At 47.5% G+C, this 18,594-nt stretch carries 10 protein-coding genes, 8 tRNA genes, 3 rRNA genes and 1 other annotated feature (1 of these 22 only partly in view); of the genes, 1 reads left to right on the forward strand and 20 read right to left on the reverse strand.

Going from position 1 to position 18,594, the window contains the following annotated elements:
* Positions 1-29, reverse strand: a binding site (T-box leader) (it extends 188 nt beyond the left edge of the window).
* A 66-nt stretch (positions 30-95) separates the two neighbouring features.
* The 18 genes from gltX to AC1MBV_RS08925 form a co-directional block, all read right to left on the reverse strand.
* The gene (gene gltX / locus AC1MBV_RS08840; RefSeq protein WP_255748638.1) at positions 96-1,577 is read right to left on the reverse strand and encodes a glutamate--tRNA ligase; all 1,482 of its coding nucleotides are present in this window, start codon (positions 1,575-1,577) and stop codon (positions 96-98) included.
* A gap of 103 nt (positions 1,578-1,680) precedes the next feature.
* A complete protein-coding gene (ispF, locus tag AC1MBV_RS08845) occupies positions 1,681-2,172 on the reverse strand; it encodes a 2-C-methyl-D-erythritol 2,4-cyclodiphosphate synthase (RefSeq protein WP_255748640.1) in 492 nt (163 codons plus the stop codon).
* A 3-nt stretch (positions 2,173-2,175) separates the two neighbouring features.
* Complete coding sequence (gene ispD, locus AC1MBV_RS08850) at positions 2,176-2,865, reverse strand: 2-C-methyl-D-erythritol 4-phosphate cytidylyltransferase (RefSeq protein ID WP_255748641.1); 690 nt, start codon at positions 2,863-2,865, stop codon at positions 2,176-2,178.
* A 42-nt stretch (positions 2,866-2,907) separates the two neighbouring features.
* Positions 2,908-4,008: a PIN/TRAM domain-containing protein gene (locus AC1MBV_RS08855; protein WP_255748642.1), complete on the reverse strand. Its 1,101-nt coding sequence runs from the start codon at positions 4,006-4,008 to the stop codon at positions 2,908-2,910.
* Between the two features lie 115 nt (positions 4,009-4,123).
* Complete coding sequence (radA, locus tag AC1MBV_RS08860; RefSeq protein WP_255748643.1) at positions 4,124-5,533, reverse strand: DNA repair protein RadA; 1,410 nt, start codon at positions 5,531-5,533, stop codon at positions 4,124-4,126.
* Between the two features lie 117 nt (positions 5,534-5,650).
* On the reverse strand, positions 5,651-8,101 hold the full coding sequence (gene clpC / locus AC1MBV_RS08865; protein ID WP_255748644.1) for an ATP-dependent protease ATP-binding subunit ClpC: 2,451 nt from the start codon (positions 8,099-8,101) through the stop codon (positions 5,651-5,653).
* Between the two features lie 362 nt (positions 8,102-8,463).
* Entirely contained in the window at positions 8,464-8,922 is a 459-nt protein-coding gene (locus tag AC1MBV_RS08870; protein ID WP_255748645.1) for a CtsR family transcriptional regulator, read from the reverse strand.
* 498 nt (positions 8,923-9,420) lie between these two features.
* Positions 9,421-9,493 (reverse strand) — tRNA-Ala (locus AC1MBV_RS08875).
* Positions 9,494-9,578: 85 nt separating this feature from the next.
* Positions 9,579-9,652, reverse strand: a tRNA-Pro gene (locus AC1MBV_RS08880).
* 4 nt (positions 9,653-9,656) lie between these two features.
* Positions 9,657-9,733: transfer RNA gene (locus AC1MBV_RS08885), tRNA-Arg, on the reverse strand.
* Between the two features lie 13 nt (positions 9,734-9,746).
* Positions 9,747-9,835, reverse strand: a tRNA-Leu gene (locus tag AC1MBV_RS08890).
* 10 nt (positions 9,836-9,845) lie between these two features.
* Positions 9,846-9,920, reverse strand: a tRNA-Gly gene (locus tag AC1MBV_RS08895).
* Between the two features lie 15 nt (positions 9,921-9,935).
* Positions 9,936-10,010, reverse strand: a tRNA-Lys gene (locus AC1MBV_RS08900).
* A gap of 9 nt (positions 10,011-10,019) precedes the next feature.
* Positions 10,020-10,092, reverse strand: a tRNA-Thr gene (locus tag AC1MBV_RS08905).
* A 7-nt stretch (positions 10,093-10,099) separates the two neighbouring features.
* Positions 10,100-10,172: transfer RNA gene (locus AC1MBV_RS08910), tRNA-Val, on the reverse strand.
* Positions 10,173-10,177: 5 nt separating this feature from the next.
* Positions 10,178-10,294, reverse strand: a 5S ribosomal RNA gene (gene rrf, locus AC1MBV_RS08915).
* Positions 10,295-10,367: 73 nt separating this feature from the next.
* A 23S ribosomal RNA gene (locus AC1MBV_RS08920) occupies positions 10,368-13,295 on the reverse strand.
* A gap of 221 nt (positions 13,296-13,516) precedes the next feature.
* Positions 13,517-15,065 (reverse strand): 16S ribosomal RNA (locus tag AC1MBV_RS08925).
* Together the 16S, 23S and 5S rRNA genes with 8 tRNA genes alongside form the textbook arrangement of a ribosomal RNA operon.
* A gap of 309 nt (positions 15,066-15,374) precedes the next feature.
* Here AC1MBV_RS08925 and AC1MBV_RS08930 point away from each other — a divergent pair.
* Entirely contained in the window at positions 15,375-15,542 is a 168-nt protein-coding gene (locus AC1MBV_RS08930; RefSeq protein ID WP_480948107.1) for a hypothetical protein, read from the forward strand.
* A gap of 265 nt (positions 15,543-15,807) precedes the next feature.
* Here the strand turns inward: AC1MBV_RS08930 and lysS are convergent, their stop codons facing one another.
* Positions 15,808-17,301: a lysine--tRNA ligase gene (gene lysS, locus AC1MBV_RS08935; protein WP_255749283.1), complete on the reverse strand. Its 1,494-nt coding sequence runs from the start codon at positions 17,299-17,301 to the stop codon at positions 15,808-15,810.
* A gap of 284 nt (positions 17,302-17,585) precedes the next feature.
* On the reverse strand, positions 17,586-18,578 hold the full coding sequence (dusB, locus tag AC1MBV_RS08940) for a tRNA dihydrouridine synthase DusB (RefSeq protein ID WP_480948108.1): 993 nt from the start codon (positions 18,576-18,578) through the stop codon (positions 17,586-17,588).
* Positions 18,579-18,594: the final 16 nt, after the last annotated feature.

Genomic DNA, 18,594 nt, shown 5'->3' on the forward strand with positions numbered 1-18,594 from the left:
TACCTACTCAACCTCTTCATCGTCTTCTATCACACATTATGCGTGTTTTTTTAAAATGTCTACTTTGACTAATTCAGAATTGTTAAAGGAATCGTTCAGACTTTCTGCTCGGTCGACAAGTAATGCTCTAATCTTTTCAACACAAGATCTCTTCCCAACAATTCCAAAGCTTCCGGAAGTTCAGGGCCGTGGGCCGAACCCGTCGCAATCACGCGGATCGGCATATACAATTTCCAACCGCGCTGCTTCGTTTCTTTCTGCGTTACCTTTATTTTAGGGGCAATTGCTTCCGCTGTCCATTCGGTAAGTCCCCTCAGTTCGCGATCGAACACCGTAAGTACATCGGTTACTTGTTCACCGTCAAGAATTTTCTCTTCATCTTTCGTCAATTCCGTTTTCGCAATGTCTTTATTAAAGAACATGTCGCACAAATTGACAATATCTGCACCAAAATGAAGCTGTTCTTGATATAAAAGTACAACACGTGTTGCCCAGTCACGCTGCTCCTCAGTCATTTCAGACGGAATAAGACCAGCGTCAACCATATAAGGCAATACCATTTGCACATACTCTTCTTTTGGCATCTTCTTAATATACTGACCATTCATCCATTCAAGCTTCGATTTATCAAACATCGCAGGCGATTTGCTTAATCGGCTGGCATCAAACAGCTTAATAAATTCATCGCGAGAGAAGATCTCCTCTTCTCCTTTTGGCGACCAGCCAAGCAATGTAATAAAGTTAAACAATGCTTCCGGCAAAAAGCCCATATTCTTATATTGCTCAATAAATTGAACAATACTGTTATCGCGCTTGCTCAGCTTTTTATGGTTTTCGTTAACAATCAAGGTCATGTGACCGAATGTTGGCGGCTGCCAGCCAAATGCACGGAACAGAAGAATTTGCTTCGGCGTATTTGAAATATGCTCTTCACCGCGAAGAACATGAGTCATTTTCATCAGATGATCGTCGACGACAACGGCAAAGTTATACGTCGGAACCCCATTCTGCTTGACGATCACAAAATCACTGACGTCATTGGATTCAAAGGTTACGTGACCTTTAACAATGTCGTCAAATTCAATTTTCTGATCATCAGGGATACGGAACCGAATCGTTGGTTTTCGTCCTTCTGCTTCAAATTGCGCAATTTGTTCCGACGTCAGATGACGGCACTTGCCTGAGTATCCAGGTGTCTGACCGTTTGCCATCTGTTCCTCACGCTCTGCCTTCAATTCTTCAGGCGTGCAGTAGCATTTATAAGCAAGACCTTTGTCAAGCAACTCCTGCCAATACTTCTTGTAGATATCCAAACGCTCCATCTGGCGATATGGACCGTATTCACCGCCGACATCGACACTCTCGTCCCATTCAAGGCCGAGCCATTTCAAGTATTTCAACTGGCTCTCTTCTCCGCCTTCTACATTACGTTTCTGGTCGGTGTCCTCAATACGAATAATAAATTTGCCGCCGGCATGGCGTGCAAACAGGTAATTAAAAATTGCGGTACGCGCGTTCCCGATGTGCAGAAAACCTGTCGGACTCGGCGCATAGCGTACCCTGACTTCTTCTGTCAACGCATTCACCACTTTCTGTTATTCTTATTTATTTTAGCACGTTCTCCTCCTGGGAGGGTCACAAATTGCGCGAAAAAATGAAGAATTGATCGTTTCTTTTGCATCAATTGCTCTGGTCGGCTTCTACTTTTTCAACAAGACAAATAGCTTCTGCAGCAATACCTTCCCCTCGTCCTGTAAACCCAAGCTTTTCCGTTGTCGTTGCTTTCACGTTTACTTGTCCCGTCTCTACGTTCAGCACATCAGCAATCACACGGCACATTTCCCCAATATACGGTGCAAGCTTAGGTTTTTGGGCAATAACAACACTGTCAACATTGCTGATTTCAAAACCTTTTGAGCGGACGATGGCGGCTACTTCTTCGAGCAGTTTCTTGGAATCCGCTCCTTTATAAGCTTCATCCGTATCAGGAAAATGCTTTCCTATATCCCCTTCGGCAACAGCGCCGAGCAGCGAGTCGCTGATCGCATGAAGCAGTACGTCTGCATCCGAATGTCCGACGAGCCCGAGCTCATAGGGAATCGTCACACCACCGATAATCAAGTCGCGATTCTCAGCGAATTGATGGACGTCAAATCCGTGACCGATTCTCATTAGTCATTCCTCCTCTCTCTCCATGAACAGCTGGGCGATATCCAGATCTTCAGGCGTTGTCAGTTTAATGTTGTGATAGCTGCCTTCAACAATCCGGACCGGTAAGCCCATCCGTTCAACGAGTGATACATCATCCGTACCCATGAAGTGTGCCTTCATGCTTTCCTGGTGTGCTTTACGGATCACGGACAATCGAAAAGCTTGCGGGGTTTGGGCTGCCCACAAGCTTTTTCTCTCTAATGTTTTTTCTACTTGAAAATCTGCTGCTTGTTTGATTGTATCTTTAACCGGAACAGCAAGCAGTGAAGCGCCATGCTCCGCAGCGGCTTCCGCTACTTCTGCAATGTACTTGCGCGTAACAAACGGTCTGGCACCATCATGAATCAGTACAATCGCATCCGGTTCCATAGTGAGCATATTCAGCCCCAAATAAACGCTTTCCTGACGTTCTTTACCGCCGCCCGCGAAGGCACGCACTTTAGTAATATGGTAATCTTCAACCAACATTCTAAATTTTTTCTGCTCATCCTCTCGAGTGACCAGGACAATGCCAATGCACGACGGATCCGTTTCAAAAACACGCAGTGTATGGATGATAACCGGACAGCCGTCCAGTTTGAGCAGTACTTTATTTTCTCCGGCGCCCATCCGCCGGCCTTGACCCGCGGCAAGGACAACCACTTGATAATCCATCTGATAGAGCCTCCGAACTCAGAAGGCAGCCTGGTTTTTAATTCAGAGCGCCTTTTCAAGCAATTTAGGCTTGGCAAAAATCATTCGGCCGGCAGAGGTCTGCAACACACTGGTTATGACGACGTCAATCGTTTTGCCTATATACCTATGTCCTTCTTCTACCACAATCATCGTCCCATCGTCAAGATAGCCAACGCCTTGATTTTGCTCTTTACCATCTTTAATGACCTGAACACGCAGTTCTTCACCCGGAAGAACCACGGGTTTTACGGCATTCGCCAAATCATTAATGTTTAAAACAGGCACCTTTTGAAACTCGCAAACTTTATTCAAATTAAAGTCATTAGTCACAACAATACCACCGATTTCCTTAGCAAGGCGCACCAATTTGCTGTCCACCTCGGTAATATCGTCATAATCGCCTTCATAAAGATCCACGTGAATGGAGTGGTCTTTCTGAATTTTATTCAAAATATCCAAACCGCGACGTCCTCGGTTACGTTTAAGAACATCCGATGAATCAGCGATATGCTGCAATTCTTCAAGCACGAAATGCGGAATGACCATGGTTCCTTCAAGAAATCGAGTCTGGCAAATATCAGCAATCCGTCCGTCTATAATTACGCTCGTATCGAAAATTTTGTATGGGATATAATCTGTTGCCTGGGAAATTTGCACTTCTTTTTTCCGATCCTTCGATCTGGATGAAAGACGAAACAGACTAATCAGTTCATCCCGCTTTCTAAATCCAATTTGAAAAAAGAAATAGCCTAATAAGATGTAAATAAAGATCCCCAATACAGTGCTGACCCCAGTGAAGGGCAGTCTTTGAAGCGGCAGCTGAATCAGAAATGCGATCATCAATCCCAGTCCTAGGCCAAGCGTACCAAACAACACATCGGTCACCGGTGCCTTTATAATTCGATCTTCAAAACTTTTCATTACGTTTACCAATGAGTCCACAAACCAAAAGGATAAAAATGCCATGATTACAGCACCGATCACCATACCGACAAACGGCGAACTAATCCATCCCGGAACTCCATTTCCTAAATTTAAGAGAAACATTATTTTTGGTATATAGACAAAACCGAGCGTACCGCCGATTAAAATAAAGAATAGCTGAATGACACGTTTTATCATTTCCAATCACCTCCTCAAAACATTATAGACAAAATGACAAAATCGAAACTTCCTTTCTGCCATTATGTTCCTTTTTTTCTATAGAACTTGTTTTTTCTTAGTAATATTGGGGTTTTCAAAAATCAGAAGGGAAAAAATCCGGCTCATTCATTTTTTCTTTTCCTGACCCCAGTGCCATTTTAATTGCTTGAGTCAGAGACTCGACACCAACTAACGATACGCCTTCCGGAGACGACCATCCTTCTACATTCTTCGCCGGGATGAAGATCCGTGTAAAGCCAAGCTTAGAAGCCTCGTTCACCCGTTGCTCAATTCGGGACACACGCCGCACTTCTCCGGTCAAACCGATTTCGCCAATAAACGCGTCACCCACTTTGGTGGGTTGATTGTTGAAGCTTGAGGCAATGCTGATTGCAGCAGCGAGATCAACTGCAGGTTCATCCAGTTTCACGCCTCCGGCAACATTGACATAGGCATCCTGATTCTGCAACAGCAGTCCTACCCTTTTTTCCAAAACCGCCATGAGAAGCGATACACGGTGATTATCCAACCCTGCTGCCATCCGGCGCGGATTTCCGAAGCTTGTCGGTGTTACAAGTGCCTGCACCTCGACCAAAAGCGGCCGAGTGCCCTCAATGGATGCGGTCACTGCTGACCCCGCAGCCCCTTTGGCACGTTCCTGAAGAAAGATTTCCGATGGATTGGCGACCTCGACAAGTCCTCCTTCCTTCATTTCAAACACACCCATTTCATTCGTTGAACCGAAGCGGTTTTTAACCGCCCTAAGGATACGAAATGTATGATGGCGCTCTCCCTCAAAATATAATACAGTATCTACCATGTGCTCAAGTGTCCTTGGTCCTGCCAAGGCACCATTTTTTGTAACATGCCCAACGATAAAAATTGCAATGCCTTGCTGTTTCGCTAGACGCAACAAGTAGGCCGTACATTCCTTAACTTGAGAGATGCTTCCCGGAGCTGAAGAAAGATCTGAATTGTAAATGGTTTGAATTGAGTCAATGACCATTATTTCGGGGTTCACTTGTTCAATGTGGCTTTCAATCTGACGAATGTCTGTCTCAGCAAGCACATACAGCTCCGCAGATGACACGCCTAGTCGTGTCGCCCTCATTTTCGTCTGTCGAACGGATTCTTCTCCGGAAATATAAAGTACTCGGTGCCCCGTACGTGCTAATTGATCAGAGGTCTGGAGCAGCAGAGTTGATTTACCAATTCCCGGATCCCCTCCGACAAGGGTAAGCGAAGCGGGTACAACCCCTCCCCCAAGCACTCGATTCAGCTCGACCATTCCCGTCTTTATTCGCGGTTCCTCTTCCAGAATGACATCCGTAAGCCGAGAAGGTTTGCTCGCCGGTCCGGCCGTTTGACCGAGAACGGGCGACGCAGGGCGGATGGTTTCTTCTACCAATGTGTTCCAATTTTGACACCCTGGACAGCGTCCCATCCATTTCGGACTTTCATAGCCGCATTCTTGGCAGATAAATACTGTTTTCACTTTTGCCATTTGATCACCTTACCCATTGTAAATTCGGGTACAGCCCTTTCTGAATAAGAAAAAAAGCCAAGGCTTTAAAACTTTGGCTTCTTCAAACATCAATACAATTGCTCTACTGTGTGAAGATCAAGACTTCACAACGGCTTCTTCTTTTTTCTGGTTTACTAAGTACTCGCCGTCACTGTAATCGATGACAACATTCGTACCTTTCTTGATGTTGCCCTTGAGCAGTTCCTCTGACAACTTATCTTCTACCCGTCGCTGCAGTGCGCGACGAAGCGGTCTGGCACCGTACTCAGGATCATAGCCTTCCTCAACGATCTGTGCCTTCGCTGCATCGGTCAATTCAATAACAATTCCTTGATTTGACAAGCGATTCTTCAGCTGGTTCGCAAGCAGGGTCACAATTTCCAGCAATTGTTCCTTCTTTAATTCATGGAAGACAATGATTTCATCAATTCGGTTCAGGAATTCCGGACGGAATGCCCGTTTCAGCTCACCCATCACCTTTTCTTTCATTGCCTTATATTCATGGCCTTCCTCACCGACTGAAAAGCCCACATATTTGTTCTTCTTCAATTGGCTGGCGCCGACATTAGAAGTCATAATTATTGCCGCATTGCGGAAATCAACCGTTCTTCCCTTGGAATCAGTTAATCTTCCGTCATCAAGTACTTGAAGCAAGATATTAAATACATCAGGATGTGCTTTTTCAATTTCATCGAAAAGGATGACAGAATACGGTTTTTGACGAACCTTTTCAGTCAGCTGGCCGCCTTCTTCATGGCCCACATAACCTGGAGGCGAACCGACCAGGCGGGAAGTCGTATGTTTTTCCATGTATTCCGACATGTCGATGCGAATAATGGCTTCCTCATCGCCAAACAAGGTCTCTGCAACGGCACGAGCGAGTTCCGTTTTTCCGACACCAGTCGGTCCAAGGAAAATGAATGAACCAATTGGACGTTTCGGATCCTTTAATCCTGCACGTGCCCGTCGAATGGCATGTGAAATGGCATCAATTGCTTCATTCTGTCCAATGACGCGTTCATGAAGGATAGACTCCATGTTCAGCAGCCGTTCGCTCTCTTTTTGCTCGAGCTTGACAACCGGAACGCCGGTCCAATTTGCGACTACGAGCGCGACATCGTCCGGAAGGACTTCTGTATTTTCCTTGCCTTGTTTTTCTTTCCATTCCTTCTTGCAAATATCGACTTGTTCTTTCAATTTTTGCTCATGATCACGAAGTGATGCAGCTTTTTCAAATTCCTGGCTTTGTACAGCCGCATCTTTTTCCTTCTTGATGGTTTCCAGACGCTGCTCAAGCTCTTTGAGATTTGGCGGAGCTGTGTACGAACGGAGCCGAACTTTAGAAGCTGCTTCATCAATTAAGTCAATCGCTTTATCGGGAAGAAAACGATCCGAAATGTAACGATCCGACAGCCGCACTGCTTCAGTAATTGCTTCATCCGTGATTTTCACCCGATGATGGGCCTCATAACGGTCACGTAATCCCTTTAATATTTGCACAGATTGTTCTGAAGTTGGTTCTTTTACTTTGATCGGCTGGAATCGTCTTTCTAAGGCCGCATCCTTTTCAATGTACTTGCGGTACTCATCGAGCGTCGTCGCACCAATACATTGCAATTCTCCGCGTGACAGAGAAGGCTTCAGGATATTCGACGCATCAATAGCGCCTTCAGCTCCTCCTGCTCCAATCAACGTGTGTAATTCATCTATAAAAAGAATAACATTGCCCGCTTGGCGAATTTCATCCATAACTTTTTTCAACCGGTCTTCAAACTCGCCACGATATTTTGTCCCGGCTACGACCGTACCCATATCCAAGGTCATGACGCGTTTCTCTCTGAGAATTTCCGGAACTTCATTATTTACAATCTCCTGCGCCAAGCCTTCCGCTACCGCTGTTTTACCAACACCCGGTTCACCGATCAGCACAGGGTTGTTCTTTGTGCGGCGGCTGAGTACCTCAATCACACGTTCAATTTCTTTGCTGCGCCCGATGACAGGGTCAAGCGAACCTTCGCTTGCCATCGCAGTCAGATCACGCGCCAGGCTGTCAAGCGTCGGTGTGCTCGCGTGTGCGGCATTCCGACTCTGAGCGTTCCCGGAGGTTGCCTCGTGGCTTCCAAGCAGCTGAAGGACCTGCTGACGTGCTTTATTAAGACTTACTCCCAGATTATTAAGTACGCGAGCAGCAACCCCTTCACCCTCGCGAATCAATCCAAGAAGAATATGCTCTGTTCCAACGTAAGAATGACCAATTTTTCTTGCTTCATCCATTGAAAGCTCGATAACACGCTTCGCACGCGGTGTGTAATGTGGCGTCTGTACTTCCTCAGTACCGCGGCCAATCAAGGCCTCTACCTCTTTCTGAATTTTTTCAGGATCCAGATTCAAAGCAAGCAGTGCCTTAGCGGCAATACCGTCACCTTCACGCACGAGGCCGAGCAAAATATGTTCTGTTCCAATATTATTATGCCCGAGACGCATCGCTTCTTCTTGTGAAAGTGCGAGCACCTTTTGAGCACGTTCTGTAAATCGTCCAAACATCATAATGGTGGCCTCCTTTAATTGCTATCTCTTTTCACTGGCCTTAAAACAATCTATGCGGCATCAAAAAAACCTTTACCTGTACACTATTCAAACAGCGGTTTTTTTGATCGTTCACCACCCATATTCATTGCCCAAATTTCTCAATACGAGAAATCGGGCTGAGCCGTTAATTAACTATATTCGGCACCGAAGTACTGAAACCCTCTTTAAAAATCAGTATTAAGATGTTCTGTAAGCAACATCCCACTCAAAATACTGATCTCTTTCAGTGTCTTGATGTAATATCTTATTATATCCAATCAATCAGATATTTACCAAGACGAAGGCTTAACAATCAACTTACTGCGCCCACATAACAAATTCTATCTGCTATATGTGAGTGATTGCAACATAGCTCTTAAAAGATTCGCACGCAGTTCATCTCTTAGTGGGATATCAATATCAAGAACCGTATGACTCACAGCCATAAGCATCAATCGTGCCTCTCGGTCGCTGATCACATCTTCCTCAAGCAAATGAACGATAATCGACTCTGCCATACTCTGCGTCAATCTATAACCGATTAATCCGATCATTTCATCAATGAGTTCGGCATCTGTAACCGGGCGGACTTTGACGACACGAATGTATCCGCCACCGCCACGCTTGCTCTCTACAACATAACCGCGCTCAATAGAAAAACGCGTTTTTAAAACATAATTAATCTGCGACGGAACACATTGAAATTTTTCCGCCAGTTCGCTCCGCTTCAATTTAATGATATCGTTCGAATCAAGTATTTCTTTTATATATTTCTCAATGATATCAGAGATATTTCTCATCGGGGCACCCTCTCTCCCTGACTTTGACTAACTTTGACTATGAATTTATTATGCACGATTTTACATAAATAATCAACTTAATTAGTTAGCTAACCTTTTCCATTTTGCTTTATCAATCTTTCTTTGCGTAAGAAAAACCGGGCAAAAACCGCCCGGTCCTGAATCTCCAGTCATGTGAGTCATGTGTCATTGGTTTGTGTCTTTACGGTGCTGAATCATCGCTCCGGTTGCTCGCATCAACTGAGCGCTACCGTGGGCGCACCGCGAGCCTCCTCAGACAGGCAGAAATTAGCGGGGTCTCGCTGGCACCTGATCCCGCAGGCGTGTCGCACCTCTGCTTTGATTTTCGGCCAAGACACTGGTTTATTCGTTTAAATACGGGGCAAAATCTTATACTTTCTTTACTTGCAAAAAAAACAGGATTAATGATCTCTGATCAAAAATCCTGTTTACATTACAACCGACTCTCTAGCAGTCGATTCAAAAATATCGATTAAGTGGAGCCTAGGGGGATCGAACCCCTGACCTCCTGCGTGCAAAGCAGGCGCTCTCCCAGCTGAGCTAAGGCCCCATTTAAATGCGCGCAACGCTATCGAAAGTCGTTGCCAAGTCATACAAAAACCACGAGACAATCTCGTTCTTTTTGTAAGAAACAATCGGGAAGACAGGATTTGAACCTGCGACCCCCACGTCCCGAACGTGGTGCTCTACCAAGCTGAGCCACTTCCCGATAATGGTGCGCCCTAGAGAAGTCGAATCCCCAACCTTCTGATCCGTAGTCAGACGCTCTATCCAATTGAGCTAAGGGCGCAAATAAACTAAAATGGTGCCGAGAGCCGGACTCGAACCGGCACGGTAGTCACCTACCGCAGGATTTTAAGTCCTGTGCGTCTGCCAATTTCGCCATCCCGGCATACATAAAATGGAGCGGAAGACGGGATTCAAACCCGCGACCCCCACCATGGCAAGGTGATGTTCTATCACTGAACTACTTCCGCATAATAATAAACAAATGGTGAGCCACGAAGGATTTGAACCTTCGACCCTCTGATTAAAAGTCAGATGCTCTACCCCTGAGCTAGTGGCTCATGTTACAGTGCCGGTCAGAGGACTTGAACCCCCAACCTACTGATTACGATTCAGTTGCTCTACCAATTGAGCTAGACCGGCATAAAAATGGAGGATATAGGGCTCGAACCTATGACCCTCTGCTTGTAAGGCAGACGCTCTCCCAGCTGAGCTAATCCTCCATAATGCCTGGCAGTGACCTACTCTCACAGGGGGACAGCCCCCAATTACCATCGGCACAGAAGAGCTTAACGACCGTGTTCGGGATGGGAACGGGTGTGACCTCTTCGCTATGACCGCCAGACTTCCGGCTCGCATGAGCCTTCAAAACCGGTAACGAAAGCAATCGAAACAAAACAAGTGAATCCAAGTTCTTCTGGGTTAAGCCCTCGACCGATTAGTATCTGTCCGCTGCACACCTCACGGTGCTTCCACTTCAGACCTATCAACCTCATCATCTCTAAGGGGTCTTACTGATTTAAAATCATGGGAAATCTCATCTTGAAGGGGGCTTCATGCTTAGATGCTTTCAGCACTTATCCCGTCCACACATAGCTACCCAGCGTATGCTCCTGGCGGAACAACTGGTACACCAGCGGTGTGTCCATCCCGGTCCTCTCGTACTAAGGACAGCTCTTCTCAAATTTCCTACGCCCGCGACGGATAGGGACCGAACTGTCTCACGACGTTCTGAACCCAGCTCGCGTACCGCTTTAATGGGCGAACAGCCCAACCCTTGGGACCTACTTCAGCCCCAGGATGCGATGAGCCGACATCGAGGTGCCAAACCTCCCCGTCGATGTGAACTCTTGGGGGAGATAAGCCTGTTATCCCCAGGGTAGCTTTTATCCGTTGAGCGATGGCCCTTCCATGCGGTGCCACCGGATCACTAAGCCCGACTTTCGTCCCTGCTCGACTTGTAGGTCTCGCAGTCAAGCTCCCTTGTGCCTTTACACTCTGCGAATGATTTCCAACCATTCTGAGGGAACCTTTGGGCGCCTCCGTTACCTTTTAGGAGGCGACCGCCCCAGTCAAACTGCCCGCCTGACACTGTCTCCGAACCGGATCACGGTTCAGGGTTAGAATGTCGATATCGTCAGGGCAGTATCCCACCGATGCCTCCACCGAACCTAGCGGTCCGGTTTCCAAGGCTCCTGCCTATCCTGTACAAACGATACCCACATCCAATATCAAGCTGCAGTAAAGCTCCATGGGGTCTTTCCGTCCTGTCGCGGGTAACCTGCATCTTCACAGGTACTATAATTTCACCGGGTCTCTCGTTGAGACAGTATCCAAATCGTTACACCTTTCGTGCGGGTCGGAACTTACCCGACAAGGAATTTCGCTACCTTAGGACCGTTATAGTTACGGCCGCCGTTTACTGGGGCTTCAATTCAAAGCTTCTCCCGAAGGATAACCTCTCCTTTTAACCTTCCAGCACCGGGCAGGTGTCAGCCCCTATACATCACCTTACGGTTTAGCAGAAACCTGTGTTTTTGGTAAACAGTCGCTTGGATCTTTTCACTGCGGCTCATCGGACCCGTAGGTCCGACGAGCACCCCTTCTCCCGAAGTTACGGGGTGATTTTGCCGAGTTCCTTAACGAGAGTTCTCCCGAGCGTCTTAGAATTCTCTTCTTGCCCACCTGTGTCGGTTTGGGTACGGGCACCGTTTCACTCGCTAGAGGCTTTTCTTGGCAGTGTAGGATCAGGCGCTTCGGTACTTAAGTTCCCTCCTCATCACCGTTTGGCGGATAGCAGCGGGATTTGCCTCGCTGCCGGCCTCGCGGCTTGAACGCACACTTCCATCCGTGCGCTCGCCTTACCTTCCTGCGTCCCCCCATCACTCAAACGTGAAACGCTGGTACAGGAATATCAACCTGTTGTCCATCGCCTACGCCTTTCGGCCTCGGCTTAGGCCCCGACTAACCCTGAGCGGACGAACCTTCCTCAGGAACCCTTAGGCTTTCGACGGAGAAGATTCTCACTTCTCTTTTCGTTACTCATACCGGCATTCTCACTTCCAAACGCTCCAACATGCCTCACGGCACATCTTCAATGCCCTTGGAACGCTCCCCTACCATGACCTTACGGTCATCCGCGACTTCGGTGCTGTGCTTAGCCCCGTTACATTTTCGGCGCGACGCCACTCGACCAGTGAGCTATTACGCACTCTTTAAATGGTGGCTGCTTCTGAGCCAACATCCTGGTTGTCTGGGCAACGTCACATCCTTTCCCACTTAGCACAAACTTAGGGACCTTAGTCGGCGGTCTGGGCTGTTTCCCTTTCGACGACGGATCTTATCACTCGCCGTCTGACTCCCGGACGTAAGGGCTTGGCATTCGGAGTTTGACTGAACTCGGTAATCCTGTGGGGACCCCTTATTCAATCAGTGCTCTACCTCCAAGTCTCACTCATCCGAGGCTAGCCCTAAAGCTATTTCGGGGAGAACCAGCTATCTCCGTGTTCGATTGGCATTTCACCCCTACCCACACCTCATCCCCGCATTTTTCAACATGCGTGGGTTCGGGCCTCCATTCAGTGTTACCTGAACTTCACCCTGGACATGGGTAGATCACACGGTTTCGGGTCGACAACCCTAAACTAAAACGCCCTATTCAGACTCGCTTTCGCTGCGGCTCCGCCTCTTCAGCTTAACCTTGCTTAGAATCGTCACTCGCCGGTCCATTCTACAAAAGGTACGCTGTCACCCCCCGAAGGGGGCTCCAACTACTTGTAAGCACACGGTTTCAGGATCTCTTTCACTCCCCTTCCGGGGTGCTTTTCACCTTTCCCTCACGGTACTGGTTCACTATCGGTCACTGGGGAGTATTTAGCCTTGGGAGACGGTCCTCCCGGATTCCGACGGGGTTTCTCGTGTCCCGCCGTACTCAGGATCCACTCCGGAGTGCACGTTCCGTCGGCTACAGGGCGTTTGCCTTCTTTGGCCGACCCTTCCAGGTCGTTCGCCTGAAACGTGCATTTCTGACTCCATGTGGAGTGTCCTACAACCCCAAAGAGCAAGCTCTTTGGTTTGGGCTGTTTCCCTTTCGCTCGCCACTACTCAGGAAATCGCATTTGCTTTCTCTTCCTCCGGGTACTGAGATGTTTCAGTTCCCCGGGTCTGCCTTACTCTGCCTATGGATTCAGCAGAGCATCCTATCTGTTCAAGATAGGGGGTTCCCCCATTCGGAAATCTTCGGATCAATGCTTACTTACAGCTCCCCGAAGCGTATCGGCGTTCGTTCCGTCCTTCATCGGCTCCCAGTGCCAAGGCATCCACCGTGCGCTCTTTAAAACTTAACCACTGACGATGAAAATATTGCTCCTCATCCGCCACATTCATGATTAGTTTCTTGATCGTAAGATCAATTCAATAATCTTCTTGGATGTTTCTTGACTTTCTTTCGTTGCTTTCGTTATCCAGTTTTCAAGGTTCAAGGCTGCCTTTCGGCACGCCGGTGAAGGAATGATTCCTTCAAAACCAAACAAAAGTCCAAGCGCTTCGCTATTGATCGTTTCCTTAGAAAGGAGGTGATCCAGCCGCACCTTCCGATACGGCTACCTTGTTACGACTTCACCCCAATCATTTGTCCCACCTTCGGCGGCTGAGTCCATAAAGGTTCTCGCACCGACTTCGGGTGTTACAAACTCTCGTGGTGTGACGGGCGGTGTGTACAAGGCCCGGGAACGGATTCACCGCGGCATGCTGATCCGCGATTACTAGCAATTCCGGCTTCATGCAGGCGAGTTGCAGCCTGCAATCCGAACTGGGGGTGGCTTTATGGGATTAGCTCGACCTCGCGGTTTCGCTGCCCTTTGTACCACCCATTGTAGCACGTGTGTAGCCCAGATCATAAGGGGCATGATGATTTGACGTCATCCCCACCTTCCTCCGGTTTGTCACCGGCAGTCACCTTAGAGTGCCCAACTGAATGCTGGCAACTAAGATCAAGGGTTGCGCTCGTTGCGGGACTTAACCCAACATCTCACGACACGAGCTGACGACAACCATGCACCACCTGTCACTCTGTCCCCCGAAGGGGAACGGCCTATCTCTAGACTTGTCAGAGGATGTCAAGACCTGGTAAGGTTCTTCGCGTTGCTTCGAATTAAACCACATGCTCCACTGCTTGTGCGGGCCCCCGTCAATTCCTTTGAGTTTCAACCTTGCGGTCGTACTCCCCAGGCGGAATGCTTAATGTGTTAACTTCAGCACTAAGGGTTGGACCCCCTAACACCTAGCATTCATCGTTTACGGCGTGGACTACCAGGGTATCTAATCCTGTTTGCTCCCCACGCTTTCGCGCCTCAGCGTCAGTTACAGACCAGAGAGCCGCCTTCGCCACTGGTATTCCTCCACATATCTACGCATTTCACCGCTACACGTGGAATTCTACTCTCCTCTTCTGTACTCAAGCTTCCCAGTTTCCAATGACCGTTTGCGGTTGAGCCGCAAGATTTCACATCAGACTTAAGAAGCCGCCTGCGCGCGCTTTACGCCCAATAATTCCGGACAACGCTTGCCACCTACGTATTACCGCGGCTGCTGGCACGTAGTTAGCCGTGGCTTTCTGGCCGGATACCGTCACTGCAAGAGCATTTCCTCTCCTGCACGTTCTTCTCCGGCAACAGAGCTTTACGATCCGAAAACCTTCTTCGCTCACGCGGCGTTGCTCCATCAGACTTTCGTCCATTGTGGAAGATTCCCTACTGCTGCCTCCCGTAGGAGTTTGGGCCGTGTCTCAGTCCCAATGTGGCCGATCACCCTCTCAGGTCGGCTATGCATCGCTGTCTTGGTGGGCCGTTACCCCGCCAACTAACTAATGCACCGCGGGCCCATCTGTCAGTGATGGCCGAAACCATCTTTCAGCCCTGCACCATGCGGTGCAGGGGATTATCCGGTATTAGCTGCGGTTTCCCACAGTTATCCCAGTCTGACAGGCAGGTTACCCACGTGTTACTCACCCATCCGCCGCTCACTTCCGGGAGCAAGCTCCCTTCTATGCGCTCGACTTGCATGTATTAGGCACGCCGCCAGCGTTCGTCCTGAGCCAGGATCAAACTCTCCAAAAAGTGTTACTTGATGTCGGATACGAGATCCGGCCTTGCTTTTTCGTTCATAAGATCCATAGCAAAATTGAATTGATTATGGGGTTTAAAACCCTTATATCACGCTTGGCTTTTGTTCAGTTTTCAAGGAACATTCTCAGTCGCTCTTGAAGCGACTTGAATATCTTATCAAGAAATCAACATCATGTCAACAACAATTTAACAATTAACTAATTTCTCAATGAAAATACTTAATCAATCGTAAAAACGATCTTTTCAGTATACATAAGCTTGGACAACATGTCAACAACAAGTGACCTCTTGTCCAGCAACATGAAAATATTATCAGCATTGAATCCATTTGTCAATAAAAATTTGCTGTGTTCCGTTTATTTTGTTCATAATCCTAAGCACGGCCCGAATTTTCTTTCGAAACCTTGTCATTTAGTTGAAATTGCAATCAATGTCTTGGGTGCTTGTGATCTTTTAATTACCGGCTGATTTTTAAGGTGTCTTCCCTTTCTTTAAGATTAACCGTTCACCTGAAGTTAACCCAACCTTTGCGCATTCGACACGACCACTTTTTCTCATAAGTAACCGTTACGTCATGCCCATCTCCATCTGCAAAAAAGAATGTTGATGCAAATAACGATCTCTTGCGCTGGAAAACCCGGCTTTCACTTAGCAAACTGCTTTCTTGTTCACGGCGCAACAAAAAAGCCCGTCTGCCAACTTTCTAGGAGGCAGAACGGGCTTTACATATGCTTTATTTATTAATCTTTCTCATCTGAGGAAACAGCAGCACGTCGCGAATCGACGCGGAATCAGTCAACAGCATAATTAAGCGATCGATGCCGATGCCTAGACCGCCGGTTGGCGGCATGCCGTACTCCATTGCTTCCAAGAAGTCTTCATCGATAATCTGTGCTTCGTCATTGCCGGCTTCACGTTCGCGCATCTGATCCTCAAAACGTTCGCGTTGATCGATCGGATCGTTCAATTCGCTGAACGCATTGGCATGTTCTCTACCAACAATGAACAGTTCAAAACGATCACTGAATCGTGCGTCGTTCGGATCCTTCTTCGCAAGCGGAGAAATTACAACCGGATGACCGTATACGAAAGTCGGTTGAATTAATGTTTCTTCAACTTTTTGCTCAAAGAATTCATTAACAACGTGTCCGTATGTCATATCATCCTTTACTGAAACACCGTTCTCTGCAGCCAACTTACGTGCTTCTTCGTCAGTCATTTGCGGCCAAAGGTCAACGCCGGTCTCTTCTTTGATCGCGTCGACCATGTGTACACGGCGCCAGCGGGGCTTCAATTCAACCTTTGCATCACCATATGTGATTTCTGTGCTGCCGAGTACTTTTTCAGCGACAGAAGAGATAAGATTTTCGGTCAATTCCATAACGTCACGCAAATCCTGATAAGCTGTATAGAGCTCCATCATCGTAAATTCAGGATTATGTTTTGTTGAGACGCCTTCGTTACGATAGACGCGGCCGATTTCATAAACCTTTTCAAATCCGCCGATAATGAGCCGTTTGAGATGCAGTTCAATAGCAATACGCATATACAGATCCATATCCAAGGCATTGTGGTGCGTGATAAAAGGACGCGCCGCTGCTCCGCCGGGAATGGAGTGCATGGTTGGCGTCTCGACTTCAAGATAGCCTTGTCCATCCAATTCATCGCGAATGGCTTTAACAATTTTACTTCTTAGAATAAACGTTTCTCTGACTTCAGGGTTAACGATTAAATCCAAATAACGTTGACGGTAGCGTTGCTCCACATCTTTCAATCCGTGGAACTTGTCCGGCAGCGGTCGCATCGCTTTCGAGAGAATACTGAATTTATTAACCTTAATGGACAATTCACCCACATGTGTTTTAAATACAGTACCTTCAACACCGACAAAATCGCCGATATCAATATGTTTGAAAATCTCGTATTGGTCTTCGCCTACGGCGTCCTTGCGAATGTACAGCTGAATTCTGCCGGAAAAATCCTGGATATCGGCGAATCCCGCCTTGCCTTTACGTCTTTTGGCCATCAAACGGCCAGCCATGACAACGGCAATTTCATTCTCTTCGAGTTCTTCCGCCGTCTTATCTGCATAAAGCGTGCGAATCTTTTCTGTATCATGCGTGCGATCATAATGACCACCAAAAGGATCAATTCCTTGTTCAATCAAAACCTTCAGCTTCTCGCGCCTGGCTTGCAGCTGATCGGTCAGATCCACTTCCTGACTCATTCTTCTTTCAACCTCCAGTCGTATCCCGCTGGCACCAAACAGTGCTCTATAGCAGGATCGAGCTTTGCTCATTTTCAGATGCACAATGAAATACATCTGGCGTATAAAGAAAAATTTGGCGGAGTCCGATTCATACATGACTAAGCCTTAATTTCTCTTATACTAGACACCGCTAATTTCTTATCTTTAATACTTTGTTATTTGTATAAAGAAAACTGCCAGCAATACTTCCGGCAGTTTGATATCTAATCGAATTATAGAGAATTAAAAAAATACTGTCAACCTTAGCCTGTCGGTGCTAAATCAAGCTCCAGCTGTTCTCGGAAGTCAATGAGCACCTGACGAAGCTCAGCTCCGGTCTCGCATTGGTTAATTTGCTTGCGCACGTCGTTGCCTCCGCACAAACCCTTCATGTACCACGCAGCATGCTTACGCATTTCCAGCGAAGCAATGTGCTCACCCTTCAATTTTACCAATTGATCGAAATGGATTAAGCAGACATCCGCTTTTTCTTTAGCAGTCGGTTCAGGAGGCAGCATACCACTTTCCAAGTATTTAACCGTCCGATACAGCATCCAAGGATTTCCAAGTGCTGCGCGTCCGATCATAACACCATCCACTCCGGTTTCCTCGAGCATCCGTTTCGCATCCATCGGCGTTCGAACATCACCGTTTCCGATAACCGGAATGCCGACGGACTCTTTTACCTGGCGGATAATGTCCCAATCGGCGTTTCCTTCATACATTTGCACGCGCGTACGGCCATGAACCGCCACTGCACTGCCGCCTGCACGTTCTACTGCTTGGGCATTGCGCACAGCATAGATGTGATCGTCGTCCCATCCCTTACGCATTTTAACAGTTACCGGTTTGTCCACTGCATCGACAACAGCAGACACCATCTCATAGATCTTATCAGGATCGAGCAACCATCTTGAGCCAGCATCACTTTTGGTCACTTTGGGCACCGGGCACCCCATATTTATATCGATAATATCCGCATTTGTGTTTTTGTCTACATATTTCGCCGCCTGAACAAGTGTTTCTTTTGAACCGCCGAAAATTTGCAGGCTGAGCGGCTTTTCACGATCATCAATATACAGCATATCTAATGTCCTTTGATTGTGGTGAATAATACCGCGGTCAGCGACCATTTCGGCACATACCAACCCGGCACCGAAGCGCTTGGCGATCAGGCGAAACGCTGAGTTGCATACACCCGCCATTGGCGCGAGGACCACTTGGTTTTTCATCTCAATCGGACCGATTTTCAGCATCAAATCAACCTTCCTC

The sequence above is a fragment of the Sporolactobacillus sp. PKPK-6 genome (genome assembly GCF_056678885.1).

What these genes read in the sequence shown, in the direction of transcription:
- ispF (WP_255748640.1), bottom strand. Translation starts at nt 2,172, where the DNA reads ATGAGAATCGGTCACGGATTTGACGTCCATCAATTCGCTGAGAATCGC.
- ispD (WP_255748641.1), bottom strand. Translation starts at nt 2,865, where the DNA reads ATGGATTATCAAGTGGTTGTCCTTGCCGCGGGTCAAGGCCGGCGGATG.
- AC1MBV_RS08855 (WP_255748642.1), bottom strand. Translation starts at nt 4,008, where the DNA reads ATGATAAAACGTGTCATTCAGCTATTCTTTATTTTAATCGGCGGTACG.
- radA (WP_255748643.1), bottom strand. Translation starts at nt 5,533, where the DNA reads ATGGCAAAAGTGAAAACAGTATTTATCTGCCAAGAATGCGGCTATGAA.
- clpC (WP_255748644.1), bottom strand. Translation starts at nt 8,101, where the DNA reads ATGATGTTTGGACGATTTACAGAACGTGCTCAAAAGGTGCTCGCACTT.
- AC1MBV_RS08870 (WP_255748645.1), bottom strand. Translation starts at nt 8,922, where the DNA reads ATGAGAAATATCTCTGATATCATTGAGAAATATATAAAAGAAATACTT.
- AC1MBV_RS08930 (WP_480948107.1), top strand. Translation starts at nt 15,375, where the DNA reads ATGAAAATATTATCAGCATTGAATCCATTTGTCAATAAAAATTTGCTG.
- lysS (WP_255749283.1), bottom strand. Translation starts at nt 17,301, where the DNA reads ATGAGTCAGGAAGTGGATCTGACCGATCAGCTGCAAGCCAGGCGCGAG.
- dusB (WP_480948108.1), bottom strand. Translation starts at nt 18,578, where the DNA reads ATGCTGAAAATCGGTCCGATTGAGATGAAAAACCAAGTGGTCCTCGCG.